Source organism: Sediminibacterium sp. FW305-C-49, assembly GCF_058231085.1.
Genome location: NZ_JBIQXS010000002.1, coordinates 171,274 through 189,960, shown reverse-complemented (window position 1 = coordinate 189,960; position 18,687 = coordinate 171,274). Strand labels below are relative to the sequence as shown.

Genomic DNA, 18,687 nt, shown 5'->3' with positions numbered 1-18,687 from the left:
AGAAGTTATGAGAAGATATATCCTTGCACTAATCGCATTAGGCTTTGTAAGCATAACGAATGCGCAGAAAAAAAAGTTGGTGTATGGCTATTTAAAAGATAGTGTTACCAATACAGCTATTAAACTGGCCAGTGTTCGGAATATGAATACCAATACCACAGTTATGACCAACAATAACGGAAGGTTTGCCATAGAAGCAGGAGATAACCATATCCTTTCTTTTGCAGCCGTTGGCTATTTTTTTGATACACTTCAATACAATAATATCTATTCAACACAGGATACTTTATATCCCTTTCTTGTGCCTCTTGCCAGAGATCTTGGTAATGTAACAGTTACTTCCCGCGGTATGAGTCGCTACCAGTTAGACAGCATAGAAAGAAGAAAAGATTTTCTGCAGGATATTGCCAATTATACCATCCCCACCGTATCACAGGCTAATTCGGGAGCAGGTATTGCACTGAACCTGGATCGTTTTTCACGTCATGAAAAAAACAAAAGAAGGGCGATGCAGTTTTATGAAACCAATGAAAAAGAAGCCTACATCAACTATCGGTTCAATACAGCATTGGTGCAATCTCTTACAGGTTTCAAGGACGAAAAATTACACCTGTTCAGCCAACGTCACAGACCTTCGTATGAATGGCTGAGAAAACATACTACGGAGGAAGACATTCAATATTATATTAACGAGCAATTAAAAATCTTCTCAAAGAAATAAAATCTCAGCATAAACTCCCTTTCCCCGTTCTCTTTGTTAAGATAGTCCAAGTAAAAGTAAATTTATCATCTACTTGTTTTTTCTAACAAAGAGAACGGGGAAAGGGAGTTTACGAAAGTTGTTTAAAAGAAATTATTCGTAGCGTAATGCCACAATGGGGTTTAATCGTGCGGCTTTCATGGCTGGATAAATACCGGCGGCCAGACCTACAAGCGAGCAGATCACCACACCTACTATTACCCATGCCCAGGGAACAACAAATCCTGTCTTAAGTACAAGCCCAAAAAGGTTGCCCACCAGTACACCTAAAATGATTCCGAAAAGTGCACCCAGCAGGCTGATGATCATACTTTCAAACAAAAACTGCTGACGCACATTTCTGCTTTTGCCGCCTATTGCTTTAATAAGACCTACTTCTTTTGTTCTTTCATTTACGGCTACCAGCATGATATTCATCAGCCCAATGGCAGCTCCTATTAAGGTAATCAGACCAATAGCTCCGGCAGAACCAGTGATACTACTCAGAAAGCCGATAAACATTTCTGCAAACTTGTCGCTCTTTTCAATCACAAAATTATCCTCTTCAATCGGCTGTAACTTTCTTACCGAACGGAAAACAGATGTGGCAACCCCACTGGCCGGATCCAACTCGTTCACATTACTTACCATTACCCCTACCAGGTATGATCTGCTTACGTTTTGAAAATGCCTGATATTGGTATATGTAGTAACAATCACATCATCCTGCCGCAACATGGCACTGGAGCCTTTACTCTTTAGTAAACCAATTACACGGTATGGTAGTCCACCAACGCGAATGACTTTATCGATGCTTTTTTCTGGATTGGTACCAAAAAGTGTTTTGGCTACATTGCTTCCCAATAAGCAAACATTTCGGCCACTTTGCTGGTCAAGTAAATTCAGGTTACGTCCGGCCTCAATTGTATAGCCTGTTACTGCGAGGTAGTTTTCATCTCCACCCCATACTGCAATCTGTGGGTTGGTTTTTTTCTCTTTGTAATGAATTTCTTGTCCACCCGGCCCTCTTCGGTAGATACTTACCAATGCAGATGGGAAATTGAAATTATCCCGAAAATATTCGGCTTCCTCTTTCTGGATAGGTTTATCGAGATTTGATTTTTTTTCTTTTTTCCCGCGGGTCGTTTTTTTCAGGTCTGAGCTGTTTCCAAATCTTACCCTCGAATCTTTAAAGCGGATATTAAAAGCGTTAGCGCCCATAGATGAGAAACTCTCTTTCAAGCTCTGGTTCATCGCTTCTATAGCAGTAATAATACCGATCAATGCCATAATACCAAAAGCGATGATGGCCACAGTAATGCCTGTACGCAGTTTGTTACTGCGAACAGTTCGCCAGGCCAGCGAGAGTGAATCAAACATGGTCATACCCTTCATAGAAGACTTTCTTCCTATAAAGATAAAGGAGAAATGCTGTCTGCTATGGGCGGTGCTAAAAAAAGTGAGGAACGGTTAGAAATAAAACCAGTTCAGTATGATAGATGGCCAGATACCCACCAGGATAACCAATGCTGCCAGCAACATCAGTCCTGTTTTGAAAGCCCCTGTTATTTCAGTCGTTTCAGCCTCTCCTTCTTTGAAGTACATAGCTTGTATTACCTTGAAATAGTAATACACACTTACGGCTGCAAAAAACAGCGCTATAATAACAAGCCAGAGGGCACCGCCTTCCTTTATAACAGCGGCGAGCATGTAATATTTGGCAAAAAAGCCAGCGGTTAATGGAATACCTGCCAACGACAAGAGGAATATGGTAGTGGTAAATGCAAGGACAGGTTGTTTTTTGGCCAACCCATTGAAACCATCAAATGTGTAATCAGACATTTTAATCAGTACAGCAAAAATGCCAATGGTAGCAAGACTGTACGCTACACTGTATAAAATAATACCCTCTCTAGATAAATCATTGCCTGCAAACAATGCAAAAAGCATAAAGCCTGCCTGTGCAATACTTGAATAAGCCAGCATACGTTTTACACTTTGCTGGAACACTGCGGTAATATTTCCAATGAGTAATGTGGCGATGATGACAAACGATAAAATAATTTTCCAGGATGGTCCGAGTACAATAGACTGGTTCTGGAACAGGCGTACAAAAGCAATAAATCCGGCTGCTTTTACAACAGTTGCCATAAAAGAGGTGAATACACTAGGGGCTCCGTCATACACATCTGGTGTCCAGAAATGAAAGGGAGCGGCTGACACTTTAAATGCCATGGCTACAAACAACAATAATAAACCCGCCACCTGCAGGAAGGATGGATTTATCCCTCCCATTGTTGGAATGACAGGGGGTGCATTCAGGGCAAATGAACCTGTTGCTCCGTAAAAAAGGGCGATACCCATTAACATAATACCTGTGGTGAATGAACCCATCAGGAAATATTTCAATGAAGCCTCATTACTTTTCAGGTTACGTTTATCGGCACCGGTAAGAATGTATAATGGGATAGACAGTATCTCAATACCCAGAAACAACATTAACAGTCCGTTGAATCCGGAGAGAATACTTACACCACATAAGACAAAGAAGATGAGTGCAAAGTATTCCGCAACATTGATCCCTGCTTTTTCAATATCGCTGCCACTCAGACAAACATAAATGAATGTTGCACCGAAGGCAAGGGTATTAAAATAAAGTCCGAATTTCTCAAAACTCAACAAACCATGGGTGTTGATGTTGATTTTAAACAAAGCATACGTATCCAGCAGATTGGCTGCTATCAACAACAGTAGCCCTGTTGCTGCGATATATTTTAATACAGACTTATTATTTGTTATAATGCCACTGAACATCATAACGACACCCAATAATGCTGATAATATAATTGCGTTCATAAAACCAAATCCCCTGCGGGAATTTTGGGTAAAAGTGTTCCCACTTCTACTTGTGAATAATCAAATATTTCTTTTATCCTATTTTCCAGCCATGGTAGCACCTACTGTATCTTTTGTAAGGTCGATCATCGGCTGGGGATACACACCCAGTGCAATTACCACCACTACCAGTACTACCAATGCCAGTTTAATATTACCGCTGATATCGGTAGCATTTTCAGTAACTGCCGTTGTATTACCATAGAATACTTTCTGTACCATATTCAATGTATACACTGCTGCTAAAATGATACTTATACCTGCAATGGCTGCTATCCATATATTATAACTGAACAATCCGTTAAACATCAGAAATTCTCCAATAAATGCATTGGTTAATGGCAATGCAATATTGGCAAATGCCATTACTACCAGCATAATAGCCAATGTTGGCGCTTTTTGTGCAAGCCCACCCAAATCGCTGAGCTTTCTTGTACCAAGCTGCTGTTCAATTGCATCGGCTACGATCCAGAGACCAATAACATTTACACCGTGGTTAAACATCTGTATCATTACGCCTTCGAGTCCTACACGGCTATTGGTAAATAAGGTTGCACTCATCAGCCCGATATGTGCAATTGAAGAATAGGCGATCAGTCTTTTTATATCATCCTGTCTGATAGCTATCAGGGATGCATATAACATACCCACTACAGATAAAATAATGATGACTTGTGCATACTTGTCTGCGGCCGACGGAAAGAATGGCAACAACCATTTGATAACGGCGAATATGCCCATTTTCACCATCACTCCACTGAGCACCATGGTGGTTGCAGTAGGCGATTGCTCGTATGCATCGGGCTGCCATGTATGAAAAGGAAATATGGGCATCTTGATGGCAAATGCCACAAAGAACAACCAGAAAATCAAAGACTGTTGAGCTGGCTCCATTTGCACCGTATAAAACGACTGCCATGCAAACGAATGATCGGCTGTCTGGAAATAGAGATATAAAATACCAGCGAGCATCATCAGTGAGCCAATGAATGTATAGATGAAGAATTTAAAAGTAGCCGCAATTCTTTTTTCTCCTCCCCAAAGTGAGCAGAGAAAATAAACGGGTATCAATGCCAGTTCCCAGAAGAAATAAAACAATAAAGCATCATTCGCCAGGAATACGCCCATTAAACCTGCCTGTGTTAACAACATCAGCGCATAAAAGGATCCTGCATTTTTATAATTATTCTTATAGGTTGACAGGAATACCAACGGAAACGATATACCAGTAAGCAATACAAGCATTTTGCTCATTCCATCCATTGAAAAACTAACCCTGCTGCCTAATGCAGGCAACCATGCACTGTCGAATGACTGTTGCGCGGAAGGGTAAAAGTAAATACCTGCAATGGCTACTACCAGTGTCAATACTGACGATAACAGTGCCCATCCTTTTGCTGCATTGTTTTCTTTAATAAAGAAGCCAATGACGCCGGTTAGTAAGGGTAGTAATATCAAAAAAACTGGAATCATAAATATGCTTTATCGCGCTATGCGGTTAAAATAGTTTTTTGAAAAAATTCATAATGGTCAGATCGTTGAACCAGATCAATATAAATACAATCATAATCATCACCATAATCAGTAAGTAATTACCAACCTGACCACTTTGTAATAATCTCAACTGTCTCGATCCATAACCAACCAGCTTACCAACACCATTTACTGCACCATCAATTCCACTTTTCTCGATAATATTCTTCAGAAATACAGACAACAGGTGCAATGGCTTTACAATAACCGTGTCGTATAACTCATCAACGTACCATTTATTCTCCAATACTTTTGCCATACCTGTATTTTCAGTTTGTTTGGCGTCTGTCTTTTTGAATTTTGCTACCGCAAAAAGTATAATACCAGTAATGAGTGCGGTCGACGCTCCCATCATAATGTATTCCTGGGAATGTGTTAAATGATTTTCATGCTGCATTTTTGTGGATTCAGCAAATATGGGTGCCAGGAAATGTTCGAGACTGTGTGCATTTGATGCAAATACTTCAGGTATACCTATGAACCCTCCTAAAACAGACAATGCCGCCAGTACAATCAATGGAATGGTCATAGCAGACGGGCTTTCATGCAAGTGATGCTGCTGCTCCTGTGTTCCCCTGAATGAACCGAGGAAAGTCATGGTATATAAACGGAACATATAAAAAGCTGTCATCAATGCGCCGGCCATACCAACATAATAATACAGGGGATTATTATTGTATGCTGCCATCAGTATTTCATCTTTTGAAAAGAACCCTGAGAATGGAGGGATGCCAGCAATAGCCAGACATGCCAGCAGGAAAGTGATATGTGTAATGGGCATGTGTTTTTTCAATCCCCCCATTTTACGGATATCCTGCTCATGGTGCATGGCATGAATGACAGAACCTGCTCCAAGGAATAACAATGCTTTGAAAAAGGCATGTGTCATTACATGAAAAACGGCTCCTGTATAAGCACCTACACCCAAGCCAAGAAACATATAACCTAACTGGCTTACGGTTGAATAGGCCAGAACTTTTTTAATATCATTCTGTTTCAAAGCTATGGTTGCTGCGAATATGGCTGTTGCGAGGCCTACAATGGCTACAACAGTTTGCGATACCGGAGCCATTGTGTAAAGAATATTGCTCCGGGCGATCATATAAATGCCCGCTGTAACCATGGTTGCTGCATGGATGAGTGCTGATACGGGTGTTGGACCAGCCATGGCATCGGGAAGCCAGGTATACAATGGCAGCTGTGCACTTTTACCCATGGCACCTACGAACAATAATAAGGTGATGGCATTAATATCAAACTGAGAGAGTTTATCGATATTAGCAAATACATCGCCATATGAAACAGTGCCTAATTTAAAAATCAGCCAGAATACAGCAAGCAGGAAACCCAGATCGCCAATACGGTTCATCACAAAGGCTTTCTTGGCTGCGTAATTATACTGATCGTTCTTAAACCAGAAGCCGATGAGCAGGTATGAACATAAACCCACGCCTTCCCATCCGATAAACATGATTACATAGTTGGCTCCTAATACCAATAATAACATGGAGAACACGAAGAGATTGAGGTAAGCAAAATATCTTCCGAAATGCTGCTCCTCTTCTTCATGCATATAAGCCGCTGAATACAGGTGAATGAGAAACCCAATACCGGTGATGATGAGAAGAAATAAAGATGACAACTGATCAACCTGGAAAGCAAATGGAACCTGAAAACTGTATGCACTGATAAAAGAAAACAGGTTTACAGTCGTGGAGCCATGTTCTTTTACATCAAAGAACACCAATACGCTGACCACAAAAGATGCCAGCATTACACCACAACCAACGATACTGATCATTGATTTTGACATTGCCTTTCTTCCTAATCCATTGATCAGAAAACCGATCAGAGGAAAAAGTGGTACCAGATAAACAAATTTACTCATAGCCTTCACCCGCCTGAAGCGGGACCGTTTTTATCTCATTTCTGAGAGGGGATCAACAATGATTCCTTTGCAGGAATTAATTCTTTAACCGATTCAAAAAGTTAATATCAACTGAATGTACGTTGCGGTACATCATTACAATAATGGCCAGTCCAACACTTACTTCCGCTGCCGCCACTACCATGATAAAGAATACAAAAAGTTGCCCGTCGATACCTGCTGTTGTAGCAGGATCAGCAGCCAATGCCATACCATGGTGCATTTTTGAAAATGCAACCAGCAACAGATTCACGGCATTCAGCATCAACTCAACACACATAAAAACGATGATAGCGTTTCGGCGTGTTAACACCCCGATGATACCAATGCTGAAGAGCGCTAAACTCAGATAGATATAATATTGTATCGGCATATACTTAGTTTATAGTCCATGGTCACTAGTCCATGGCATTTATGTCTGTTTTACCATGGACTATCGACCATGGACTATTATCTTTTCTGTTACTCCTTCTTCCCAATTACTACCGCACCTACCATTGCGCTCAGGAACAATACACTGCTGATTTCAAAAGGCACAACAAAATCACTGAACAAGGCTTTACCAAGGTTTTTGATCAGGCCAATATCACCCGTACCCATTAACGCAGTTTTTTCCTGAAAATCATTTGCCTGGCGAACAAGTGATACCAATACCATAAGGAAACAACCTCCTGATACTGCACCTGCTAGTTTCATCCAGATATGTTTGTTGCGTTCTGTTTCTTTATTCAGGTTCATCAACATGATTACAAACAGGAATAATACCATAATGGCCCCTGCGTACACAATCAGATTAACGATTGCCAGAAACTGTGCATTTAATAAAATGTAATGACCCGATATGGCAAAGAAAACTGCAATCAGCCAAAGCACACTATGAACCGGATTACGGCTCACCAGTACCATGATGGCACTGAATACAGCAAGTGCAGAAAGAAAAAAGAATAATATTTCGGTTATACTCATTGGTCTTTTAATTAGGCTTCTTCATAAACAGTTAATCAAATACGCTGCAACTGGTTATTCATTATTACAAACCTTTTGCCTTTGCATATTCATCAGCATTCGTTTTTGGGTTGGGTATCAACAACTCTTCCTTGCCGTAAATAAACCCTTTCCTCGTATAATTGGCCGGTGCAAATGTTTCGCTCAAATAAATTGCATCTTTCGGACATGCTTCTTCACACAAACCACAAAAAATACAGCGGAGCATGTTGATCTCATATTTTGCCGCATATTTTTCTTCACGATACAGATGCTCTTCACTGGGCAGTCTTTCAGCAGCTTCCATGGTGATGGCTTCTGCCGGACAAGCTACTGCACAAAGTCCGCAGGCTGTACAACGTTCACGCCCTTCCTCATCACGGTTCAATACATGCAATCCACGGAACACGGGACTGAATTCTCTTTTCTGTTCCGGATAACGAATGGTGGGCTGCTTTTTGAAAATATGGCTGAATGTAATAGCCATACCTTTCAGAATAGCAGGAATATACAGTCGTTCCATGAAACTCATGGGTTTACGACTTACACTTTCTGCCCTGTTTGTTAATGCCTGCATATGTTACATCCCTGCGGGATTTTTAATGTTGCAAAAATATTTTTCTACCTTATTGAAACCAAGAGTTATTAGTGAGTAGTGAGTAGCGAGTATTTTTTTCACTCACTATTCACTACTGACTAAGCTAAGCTCCTGCCCTCCATAAAATCACTGCCCCTGTAATCAGCATATTAGCCAGCGCCAATGGTATCATTGTTTTCCAGCCAAGGTTCATCAACTGATCGTAGCGGAAACGCGGGATGGTCCAGCGTATCCACATAAAGATGAAAATAAAGATCACTATTTTGGTAAGCAATGCGCCCACACCCAGTATTGCTGCAATATTTGGTGCCAATGTTGATTCATCCAGGAATGGAATATCGTACCCGCCAAAATAGAGGCAGGCCATTACTGCACTGCTCATAATCATATTTACATATTCTGCAAACAGATAGAAACCGAGTTTCATTGATGAGTATTCCTGGTGGTAACCAAAGTTTAACTCATTCTCTGCTTCCGGTAAATCAAATGGTGTACGATTACATTCAGCCAACGCACATACAAAGAAAATAAGGAAGCCCAATGGCTGGTAAGCAATGTTCCAGAAATTACCATCTGCCATTTGTTCGCCAACAATTGTTTTCAGGCTCAGGGAGCCGGATAACATCAATACCGCAATCAGCGAAAGACCCATAGCCAGTTCATAACTAATGGCCTGTGATGCACCACGTAACGCAGCCATGAGCGAGAACTTATTATTGGATGCCCATCCACCAATCATGATGCCATATACACCCATACTTACCACACCAAATACATAAAGAATTCCAATATTGATGTCGGCAATCTGTAATTCGATTTTCCTGTCAAACAATTCTACATGGCTGCTCCAGGGAATTACTGCGCAGGTCATCAAAGCTGCTGTCATTGCAAGTCCCGGACCAAGAATAAACAATACTTTATTGGAGGTGTTTGGGATGATTTCTTCTTTCATCATCAGTTTCAGACCATCGGCAAATGGCTGCAATAAACCAAAAGGACCCGCACGATTGGGACCTGGTCGATCTTGTAATATCGCTGCCACTTTTCGTTCTGCGAAAGTGGTGTACAGGGCAATACCAAGGCTGCCGAAAACGATGACTGCAATCAGTACGAGTTTTTCTATCAATAAGGCCCAATCAAAAGCAAGTAGTGTCATTATAAAATGCAATTAGTCTTTGTTCTGATTAAATACTTGAGAATGCGCCGGTCCTTCAATAAGGCTTAGCTGCACTTCGGGTTTATTCACCTCACTTACTGTATGAATATCCATCAGTAACTGAGGTTGTCTTCCATCGTTTACCGCTTCAAAAGTTTCTGTTGGTTTGTTGGTACCCACTTTACCGGCATAATGTCCTTGCGAAATCACTGAATGCCTGTTGATGAGTCTTGGGCCTTCTATTATCCAATCACTGGCTTTCTTTTTCTCGAAGCGGCAGGTATTACAAATCCAGCCTGGTTTTCCGTCTTCAGTATTTTCCACTTCTCCCCATTCATCTTTACGCGCTGTTACACGAAACACTTCATCACCCCTATTCCATAAAGTAACTTTACCGCTACAGGTTGGACAATCACGATGAGCATCTACCGGTTTCAGGAACCATACACGATTTTTAAAACGAAATGTTTTATCGGTTAATGCGCCTACCGGACATACATCTATTACGTTTCCAATAAAATCGTTGTCGAGGCTTTTTTCAATAAAGGTTGCAATTTCTGCATGATCACCTCTATCCAATACGCCATGCTCTCTTTTCTTTGTTAACTGATCTGCTGTAAACACACAACGGTAGCAAAGAATACAACGGGTCATGTGCAACTGTATATACGGACCCAGATCATGTTTGTTGAATGTTCTGCGCTGGAACTCATAACGTGTTCCCTCTTTACCGTGTTCATAGCTGAGATCCTGTAAATGACATTCACCAGCCTGGTCGCAGATAGGGCAATCCAGCGGATGATTCAACAATAAAAATTCCACCACGCCTGCTCTTGCGTCTATTACTTTTTCACTGGTAATATTTTTTACTTCCATTCCATCCATTACTGTGGTACGGCAAGATGCTACCAGCTTAGGCATGGGACGCGGATCTTTTTCAGACCCTTTACTTACTTCCACGAGACAGGTACGACATTTACCTCCACTTCCTTCCAACTTGCTGTAATAGCACATGGCGGGAGGTGCTACATCACCACCAATTTTACGCGCAGCATTCAAAATCGTAGTGCCTGCCGGCACTTCGATCGTGATGTTGTCGATCGTTACTTTAAACAATTGTTGTTCACCCATATTATTCATTTTCTGCCGCCTAAACGACATCAAGTGTTAATTCAAATTATGCTCCAACCGGCACGTGTATCGGATCAGCATAATGTGCTAATCCATAATTTCTTTTCTGCGATTCCTCCGGATTCAATACATGCCATTCAAATTCATCTCGGAAATGACGAATGGCCGCAGCGACTGGCCATGCAGCAGCATCGCCCAAGGGACAAATCGTATTCCCTTCAATCTTGCGCTGAATATCCCATAACAGGTCAATATCACTCATCTTTCCTTTTCCGTATTCAATATTTTTCAGGATTTTTTCCATCCATCCTGTTCCTTCTCTGCATGGTGAACACTGTCCACAGCTTTCATGGCGATAGAAACGGGCGAGTGATAATGTATGACGTACCACACACTGGTCTTCGTCCAATACAATAAACCCTCCTGAACCCATCATAGAGCCTGTTGCAAAACCACCTTCTGCTAAACTTTCATAGTTCATATAACGTGTTTCGCCTTTGGCTGTTTTTAATAACAGGTTGGCTGGCAGAATAGGAACGGATGATCCACCCGGAATACAGGCTTTTAGTTTTTTTCCGTTGGGAATTCCGCCGCAATATTCATCGCTGTAAATAAATTCTTCAACAGAAATCGTCATATCAATTTCATATACACCCGGTTTATTGATGTTTCCGCATGCACTGATGAGTTTGGTTCCGGTTGAACGACCCACACCAATTTTTGCATATTCATCTCCACCTAAATTGATAATAGGAACTACGGCAGCCAGTGTCTCCACATTATTTACCACTGTTGGCCTGTCCCAAACACCTTTTACGGCCGGGAACGGAGGTTTAATTCTTGGATTACCACGTTTCCCTTCGAGTGATTCAATCAATGCTGTTTCTTCACCGCAGATATACGCTCCTGCTCCCCGCTGTACATGAATATTACAGTCGAATCCAGTTCCCAAAATATTTTTTCCCAGGAAGCCATTGTTTTTTGCTTCGTCAATAGCCTGCTCTAAAATATCCACGATCCATGCATATTCTCCACGGATATAGATGTAGGTATCATTACTGCCCAGTGCAAAAGAGGATACAATCAATCCTTCAATCAACAGGTGCGGAATAAACTCCATCAGGTATCTGTCTTTGAATGTGCCTGGTTCACTTTCATCAGCATTACATACCAGGTGACGCGGAACGCCTTCTGGTTTGGCAATAAAACTCCATTTCATTCCGGCTGGGAAACCGGCACCACCACGACCTCTCAAACCACTTTTCTTCACTTCTTCTACAATCGCTTCGGGGCCCATTTCTTTTAATGCCTTCTCCACACTACGATAACCGCCCTCCCTCCGATATACATCGAAATAGCGGATACCTTCTACATGCGCCTTTTCTAACAATAATTTTTTACTCATATACCTGCATTCCCTTTCAGGAGTTTTGTATTTGATATAACTACTCAGGATAATTTAACAGCCTGCCTCGCTACTAATATCCATTGTTTATTTTTTTTAACCCAGGTCTGTAATACATTCAAATGCAATACCCCTTCTTTACCTGCTGCATCGAATGATCTTGCTTTTAATACATGCCGAACAATTGCTGTTTTTCCATCCACCTGAATGGAAACATCACTCATGACGAAGTCCTTGTAGGTGGTTGGACTTATCATGGCATTGTATATCATTTCCACTTTATTTTCAATCTTCCCGCTCGAATGCCCATATGTTACAGCTTCACCTGCCAGTTGCGATAAAACAGCACTATCTCTCTTAATAAAGATGGCGCTGTTCAACGATTTGATATTGTCCAGTATTTTCTTTTCTGCTTTGCCTTGTGCAATTGCAGTGAGAGAAAATAAAGTGAATACTATAATGAGGCCTTTTTTCATTATTGCTTCTTCAGTTCATATTTATCCGCCAATGCACCGCTGACCTTTTTACCACTCATATCCAACTGCAACAATTTTCCTTCCGCTACAAAATACCTGTTGGGGCCTTCTTTTATGCTTCCCAGGTTGATCACAAATTCACTTGCCCATGACCATGTACCTGTAGCTGTAAATAGGTTATCTTGTTTACCCAGGTATTTCATTACTCTGCTATAGGTACTGTCTGCTTTTAATTCGATCGTTGTTTCTATTCCTTCGCAATCGGCGCAGGGTAAAACACCTTTATATTTTCCGATTACATCCAGAGAGTTCTTGGCAGTTGCACCCACTGGCATTCCAGCATTGTCAACAGTATCTATTGACATATCTTCTGTTACAGTATCAGTAACCTCAACTGTTGTTGATCCTGAAACAGATGTGTTTTCGCAAGCAGATGCTAACACCATTAGAATAATTAGAATATGTACAGTTCCTCTCTTCATTATTGTTAATTCAGATTAGCTGCTGTTTTTCTACACTCGTCAATAATGGCATCTACTTTTTCTTTGGTCAGGTGTTCACGATAGTGTTTACCCAACTGCATCATCGGCGCATAACCGCAGGCTCCTAAACATTCTACTGTTTTCAGTGTAAACATTCCATCCTGTGTTGTTTCTCCTGGTTTGATTCCCAGTTTCTCTCCGATATAAGCAATGATATCATCGCTTCCTCTCAACATACAGGGACCTGTCTGGCAAACTTCAAACATGTATTTGCCTACTGGTTTGAGGTTATACATGCTATAGAATGTGGCTACTTCATATACTTCAATGGAAGTGATCTGCAGTAATTCTGCTACATAATCCATTGTTTCAGCACTTAACCAACCGCCGAAACTATCCTGTGCCAGATGAAGTACCGGCAATAAAGCACTCTTCTGCTTTCCTTCCGGATAGCGAGCCACCAATCTTTTAAACTCGGTCATCTGTTCTTCTGAAAATCTTACCATAAAATCAATCTTCAAATTGCCAAATTATTATGCGTCGAGCTCTCCTGCGATGAGGTTTAAGCTACTCATTGTTACAATTGCATCACTTAACATACCGCCCTGTATCAACTCTGGATAGGCCTGGTAGTAAATGAAGCAGGGTCTTCTGAAATGTAGACGGAATGGCGTTCTTCCTCCGTCACTGATCAGGTAGAATCCCAATTCACCGTTGCCGCCTTCTACTGCATGATACACTTCACCTTTGGGCATATCTACTTCTCCCATGATAATCTTAAAATGCCAGATCAGTGCTTCCATCTTGGTATACACATCTTCTTTTTTGGGCAGATAATATTCAGGCACATCAGCATGATATACTTCTGCATCTGCTCCTTTGAATTCCTGAATTTTCTGGTATGCCTGTTCGATGATGCTTAAGCTTTGCCACATTTCAGCATTACGTACCAGGAAACGGTCGTAGTTATCGCCGGTAGTTCCAACTGGAACGGTGAAGTTGAAATCCTGGTAACTGCTGTATGGGCTATGCACACGTACATCATAATCAACTCCTGCTGCGCGGAGGTTAGGTCCGGTAAAGCCATAATTCAATGCACGTTCAGCACTGATGCCACCGGTACCCTGTGTACGGTCCATGAAAATACGGTTACGGGCAAAGAGGTTTTCAAACTCTTTGAGCACTTTCGGATATTCTTTTAAGAATTTCTCGAGTTTCGTAAACGCTGTATTTGTGAAATTCCTTTCAAAACCGCCAATACGCCCAATATTAGTAGTAAGGCGGGACCCACATACTTCTTCATATATTTCATAGATTAATTCACGGTATTGCATTACATACAGGAAGCCGGTATAGGCACCTGTATCTACACCAACAATTGAATTACAGATCAGGTGATCCGAAATTCGCGCCAGTTCCATTATAATTACACGCAGGTAGTCTACACGTTTTGGCGTACTAACACCCAGCAATTTTTCGCAGGTAAGGTGCCAACCCATATTATTGATTGGACTGCTACAATAATTCAAACGATCGGTAATCGGCGTAATCTGGTATAGCGGTCTGCGTTCAGCCAGTTTTTCAAATGCACGATGGATATATCCTACTGTTTGCTCTGTAGATACAACCCTTTCTCCATCGAGCTCCATGATATTCTGGAATACACCGTGTGTGGCAGGGTGTGTTGGACCTACGTTTAATGTAGTGGTCTCTTTTTCGATAGAGCCTTCCGGTAATTTGATGTTATGTTGTTGTTGCGCTAACATAGTTACTATCTTGATCAGCTTCTGCGCTGAATAATTCGTTTTAGTATAGTGAGTAGTGAATAGTCAATAGTGAGTATTACTGATTGCTCACTATTGACTACTCACTGTTATTATCCTCTTCCAAACATTTCATCATCTTTATCAATCCTTGTCTGATCTTCCAGCGGATATTCCTTTCTTAATGGGAAATAATCCATTTCGTCTACATTCAGTATCCGTTTGAGATTAGGGTGTCCAACAAAATTGACACCATAGAAATCATAGGTTTCACGTTCCATCCAATTGGCGCTGGAGAAAAGTTGTGAAGCTGTAAATACATCAGGTGTTGCTACCGCTGTAAATACTTTAAAACGGATCCTGGTATTTTCTTTAAGGTTGTGCAGATGATATACAACAGCTAATTCTCTGCCTGCATCATCTGGATAATTCACCGCACATAAATCTGTCAGAAAACGAAACTGAAGTGAATCATCATCATACAAAAACTGCAATACTTTAAGATTCTGTTCTTTGGGTGCTTCGAAAGTGAGCATTCCATAGCTGTCCTCAAAATTGTACACCAGTTCACCGAATTGATCTTTCAGCCTTTGTTGTATGTATTCGTTTGTTAAAGCCATTTTTATTTTTTTGTCCATGGTCCATGAACCATAGTCTATAAACGATCTTACTGAATGCCGTAACTGTTCAGCAATGCTTTATAATGTTCACTATTTCTTCTGCGGATACTTTCCTGACCAACCAGGTCCTGAATTTTCATAAAACCATCAAGGATGGCTTCCGGACGCGGCGGGCAGCCGGGCACATACACATCTACAGGTATTACCTGATCAATACCCTGCAAAACACTGTAAGTATCAAAAATACCACCACTGGATGCGCAGGCACCAACGGCAATTACCCAGCGGGGCTCAGCCATTTGCAGATATACCTGACGTAAAACTGGTCCCATTTTTTTTGCGATGGTTCCCATCACCATCAGCAGATCGCACTGGCGGGGTGAGAAACCCACTCGTTCTGAACCAAAACGGGCCAGATCGTAATGAGAACCCATGGTGGCCATAAATTCAATTCCACAGCAGGATGTTGCAAAAGGTAAGGGCCAGATGGAATTCTTACGGGCCAGGCCTACTACACTGCTCAATTGTGTGGTGAAAAAACCCTCACCCGAAAAACCTTCCGGCGCTTTTACAGTGGAGATTGCGTCGGCAGTATGGGCTGGTATGGGGTTGATATTAAATCTGACTGGACGTGCCATATTCTTTCTATTGATAAATGGTTATGATAGTATAACCATTTTAGCTTTTTCTTGTTGTAAAAACCATGAAATTGTATTCACAGTACTATTAATCTTCCCATTTAAGGGCGCCTTTTTTGATAATATATACAAAACCTGTCAGGAAAAAGGATACAAACATTAATACGGCCCAGAAACCCTCCCAACCCAGTTCCCTGAAATTAACCGCATAAGGGTAAAAGAATATCACTTCTACATCAAACAACACAAAAAGGATGGCTACCAGAAAATATTTGATGGCCATGGGCTGTCGGGCATCTCCATGACTTTCAATACCACTGGCAAAAGTTTCCAGTTTGTCGGCTGTTTTCCTTTTAGGACCCAGCCATTGTGAAACGGCGATCATGGTGGCCACAAAACCGGCTGCAAAAATCAACTGTAGACCAATGGGCAGATAACCATAGGCATTACTGGTAGCGGAAGCGTCTAACAAAAAAATAGGCCAGTTCATGTTAAAACATTAATGTCCCGCAAAAATAAGCCTGTGAAGCATATAAAAAGAAAAACTCCCCCATATTGGAGGAGTTTTTACCGAATTATTTTAAAAGATTACCACCTGCTCCCGATGCTCCAGATGAAGCTGCAGGGTTTGTAGCTGTTTTACCACCGGAGCCCTGTTTTTGGGCCGCGGCTATTTCTTTTTCTACGATAGGTTTTACCTGCAAACCGTATTTATCTTCCGGATAAATAGCTAGTAGGTTATTTAACACTTCCAGTGTTTTTGTAAAATCCTTTGCTTTATCATGGTAATAGGAAGCCAGATAGTAGAACTGGAAAGGTAAAATACGCTGGTTTTTGGCCGGATCTTTCTTCAGAAAATCGATGTATTGCATGATGGAAGGCACTGCTGTACCCTTTGTGGTATCCGCATCTATGGCTACGGCAGACTGCACCGCAAACCTGTATCCATAAATCTGGTCAGGGAATTTAGTAATCATTTCATTGCTCAGACGCAATGCTTCTTCTAATTCACCTGCTTTAATAGATGCATCTGTAATGTAGAAATAGTCAGTGATGCCCATTTCTTTCTTAAAGCCGATTCCTTTTTTCAGCCATACCAACTGTTTTTGAGGATTTTTAGCTTTGGCATACATATCAGAAGCCATTTTAGCATAATTGATTCTGCTGGCAGTTAAAGTATCCACCTGCATGGCTTTTTCGATAAAACCTGCAGCTACATCTTCACTTCCGGGAAAGCGGGAGTATATTTTAATGGCTAACACATAGTATTCTGGTGTTACAGAAGCAGCGTCAGCAGTAGCAAAGAATTTTTCAATCGCATCTTTTGCTTTTAAAGAATCATTTGTTCTTTCGTAGTTATACGCATAAATACCATAGAGTTTTGGCATTTTGTCGATACCGCCCACTTCTGCTTCAATCTGTTTTACTTTTTCAAGGCTTTCATTGTATTTACCTGCACGGAACAGGTAATCGGCCACAAACAGATCTGTATTGGGATCTTTGTCTGCATTGGCTACGAACTTATCAAGATAATCCTTTGCCTTAGGTACATCTTTATCTGCATAATATTTATACAGTTCATAATATACCCGTGGATAGGTAGGATCTGCAGTAATTGCATTTGCAAAAAACTGATCAAACAGCTCTTTGTTATTCTGGCTGAGGTATATTTTACCAATACGATACATGGCTCTTGCATTCTTTGGATCACGTGCAATAGCTTCCTGGTATGCTTTTACAGCTTCACCACCATTTTCACCACCTAATTTGAGGTAGCTGATACCCATATTGATATAGATATCCGGATTGGTTAAATCGAGAGGTGCAGCCTGTTTCAGCTTTTCGATACCATAACTGGGATCACCCAGTTTGCTGCCACCATCGGCATTTGCACGACCAATAGCATTCAGGATGCCGGGATTACCTTTCCCTTTGTTACGACCTTTTGTTTCGGTTGTTGCAGTAATGGCCTGTTCAAATTTCTGTTTGGCAGAATTGATGTCGCCACCTTCTAGTATCTCCAGGTGTCCCATACCCACCAACAACCATGCATCGCTGCCAATTTCCTGTAAACCTTTCTGGTATACATCTTTGGCTGCGGTAATCATTGCTTTGGTAAGCTCACCAGCTTCAGCAGCAATGAGCGACTGACCGTACCAATAGATCGCCTGTGGATCTTTTGGATTGGCATCATAAGCCTTTTTCAAAGTTTCACGGGCGCTCTTATACTTCTCGTAGTTGAGGAATTTAATTCCCTCCGCTACCTGCGCCATCAAACACTGTACAGCAAGCAAGGCTGTTACGATCAAAGAAACGGTCTTCTTCATTTGTCGGTTTTTA

General features: G+C 41.3%; 19 protein-coding genes. 1 reads left to right on the top strand and 18 read right to left on the bottom strand.

Annotated elements, in window-relative coordinates; translation table 11 throughout:
- Positions 1-7 precede the first annotated feature (7 nt).
- A complete protein-coding gene (locus tag ACH3Z1_RS08225; RefSeq protein ID WP_490821410.1) occupies positions 8-721 on the top strand; it encodes a hypothetical protein in 714 nt (237 codons plus the stop codon).
- 132 nt (positions 722-853) lie between these two features.
- On the opposite strand, the gene ACH3Z1_RS08220 is transcribed toward ACH3Z1_RS08225, so the two are convergent.
- The 18 genes from ACH3Z1_RS08220 to ACH3Z1_RS08135 all read right to left on the bottom strand — a co-directional run bounded on the left by ACH3Z1_RS08220 (position 854) and on the right by ACH3Z1_RS08135 (position 18,674).
- Positions 854-2,134, bottom strand: a complete 1,281-nt coding sequence (locus ACH3Z1_RS08220; protein ID WP_490821409.1) for an ABC transporter permease — start codon at positions 2,132-2,134, stop codon at positions 854-856.
- A gap of 75 nt (positions 2,135-2,209) precedes the next feature.
- Positions 2,210-3,595: an NADH-quinone oxidoreductase subunit N gene (locus ACH3Z1_RS08215; protein ID WP_490821408.1), complete on the bottom strand. Its 1,386-nt coding sequence runs from the start codon at positions 3,593-3,595 to the stop codon at positions 2,210-2,212.
- Between the two features lie 78 nt (positions 3,596-3,673).
- Positions 3,674-5,107 carry a complex I subunit 4 family protein gene (locus ACH3Z1_RS08210; protein ID WP_490821407.1) on the bottom strand — a complete coding sequence of 478 codons (1,434 nt, stop codon included), beginning with the start codon at positions 5,105-5,107 and terminating at the stop codon, positions 3,674-3,676.
- A 25-nt stretch (positions 5,108-5,132) separates the two neighbouring features.
- Positions 5,133-7,055, bottom strand: a complete 1,923-nt coding sequence (gene nuoL / locus ACH3Z1_RS08205; RefSeq protein ID WP_490821406.1) for an NADH-quinone oxidoreductase subunit L — start codon at positions 7,053-7,055, stop codon at positions 5,133-5,135.
- Between the two features lie 76 nt (positions 7,056-7,131).
- Complete coding sequence (nuoK, locus tag ACH3Z1_RS08200; protein ID WP_490821405.1) at positions 7,132-7,467, bottom strand: NADH-quinone oxidoreductase subunit NuoK; 336 nt, start codon at positions 7,465-7,467, stop codon at positions 7,132-7,134.
- Between the two features lie 89 nt (positions 7,468-7,556).
- Complete coding sequence (locus ACH3Z1_RS08195; protein WP_490821404.1) at positions 7,557-8,060, bottom strand: NADH-quinone oxidoreductase subunit J family protein; 504 nt, start codon at positions 8,058-8,060, stop codon at positions 7,557-7,559.
- Positions 8,061-8,124: 64 nt separating this feature from the next.
- Positions 8,125-8,601 carry a NuoI/complex I 23 kDa subunit family protein gene (locus tag ACH3Z1_RS08190; RefSeq protein WP_490821403.1) on the bottom strand — a complete coding sequence of 159 codons (477 nt, stop codon included), beginning with the start codon at positions 8,599-8,601 and terminating at the stop codon, positions 8,125-8,127.
- 178 nt (positions 8,602-8,779) lie between these two features.
- Entirely contained in the window at positions 8,780-9,832 is a 1,053-nt protein-coding gene (gene nuoH / locus ACH3Z1_RS08185) for an NADH-quinone oxidoreductase subunit NuoH (protein WP_490821402.1), read from the bottom strand.
- A gap of 12 nt (positions 9,833-9,844) precedes the next feature.
- Complete coding sequence (locus tag ACH3Z1_RS08180; RefSeq protein ID WP_490821401.1) at positions 9,845-10,993, bottom strand: NADH-quinone oxidoreductase subunit G; 1,149 nt, start codon at positions 10,991-10,993, stop codon at positions 9,845-9,847.
- A gap of 16 nt (positions 10,994-11,009) precedes the next feature.
- A complete protein-coding gene (nuoF, locus tag ACH3Z1_RS08175) occupies positions 11,010-12,368 on the bottom strand; it encodes an NADH-quinone oxidoreductase subunit NuoF (protein WP_490821399.1) in 1,359 nt (452 codons plus the stop codon).
- Positions 12,369-12,412: 44 nt separating this feature from the next.
- Complete coding sequence (locus ACH3Z1_RS08170; RefSeq protein ID WP_490821398.1) at positions 12,413-12,844, bottom strand: nuclear transport factor 2 family protein; 432 nt, start codon at positions 12,842-12,844, stop codon at positions 12,413-12,415.
- Positions 12,844-13,290, bottom strand: coding sequence for a copper resistance protein NlpE (locus tag ACH3Z1_RS08165; RefSeq protein WP_490821397.1), 447 nt, complete (start codon positions 13,288-13,290; stop codon positions 12,844-12,846). Before ACH3Z1_RS08165 ends, ACH3Z1_RS08170 begins: the two co-directional genes overlap by 1 nt.
- A gap of 41 nt (positions 13,291-13,331) precedes the next feature.
- Entirely contained in the window at positions 13,332-13,832 is a 501-nt protein-coding gene (locus tag ACH3Z1_RS08160; RefSeq protein ID WP_490821396.1) for an NADH-quinone oxidoreductase subunit NuoE family protein, read from the bottom strand.
- A gap of 27 nt (positions 13,833-13,859) precedes the next feature.
- On the bottom strand, positions 13,860-15,092 hold the full coding sequence (locus tag ACH3Z1_RS08155) for an NADH-quinone oxidoreductase subunit D (RefSeq protein ID WP_490821395.1): 1,233 nt from the start codon (positions 15,090-15,092) through the stop codon (positions 13,860-13,862).
- Positions 15,093-15,202: 110 nt separating this feature from the next.
- Complete coding sequence (locus ACH3Z1_RS08150) at positions 15,203-15,709, bottom strand: NADH-quinone oxidoreductase subunit C (RefSeq protein WP_490821394.1); 507 nt, start codon at positions 15,707-15,709, stop codon at positions 15,203-15,205.
- A gap of 47 nt (positions 15,710-15,756) precedes the next feature.
- A complete protein-coding gene (locus ACH3Z1_RS08145; protein WP_490821393.1) occupies positions 15,757-16,347 on the bottom strand; it encodes an NADH-quinone oxidoreductase subunit B in 591 nt (196 codons plus the stop codon).
- 88 nt (positions 16,348-16,435) lie between these two features.
- Positions 16,436-16,837 (bottom strand): NADH-quinone oxidoreductase subunit A, encoded by a 402-nt coding sequence (locus ACH3Z1_RS08140; RefSeq protein ID WP_490821392.1) that lies wholly within the window; start codon positions 16,835-16,837, stop codon positions 16,436-16,438.
- Between the two features lie 85 nt (positions 16,838-16,922).
- On the bottom strand, positions 16,923-18,674 hold the full coding sequence (locus ACH3Z1_RS08135; RefSeq protein ID WP_490821391.1) for a tetratricopeptide repeat protein: 1,752 nt from the start codon (positions 18,672-18,674) through the stop codon (positions 16,923-16,925).
- Between the last annotated feature and the right edge of the window lie 13 nt (positions 18,675-18,687).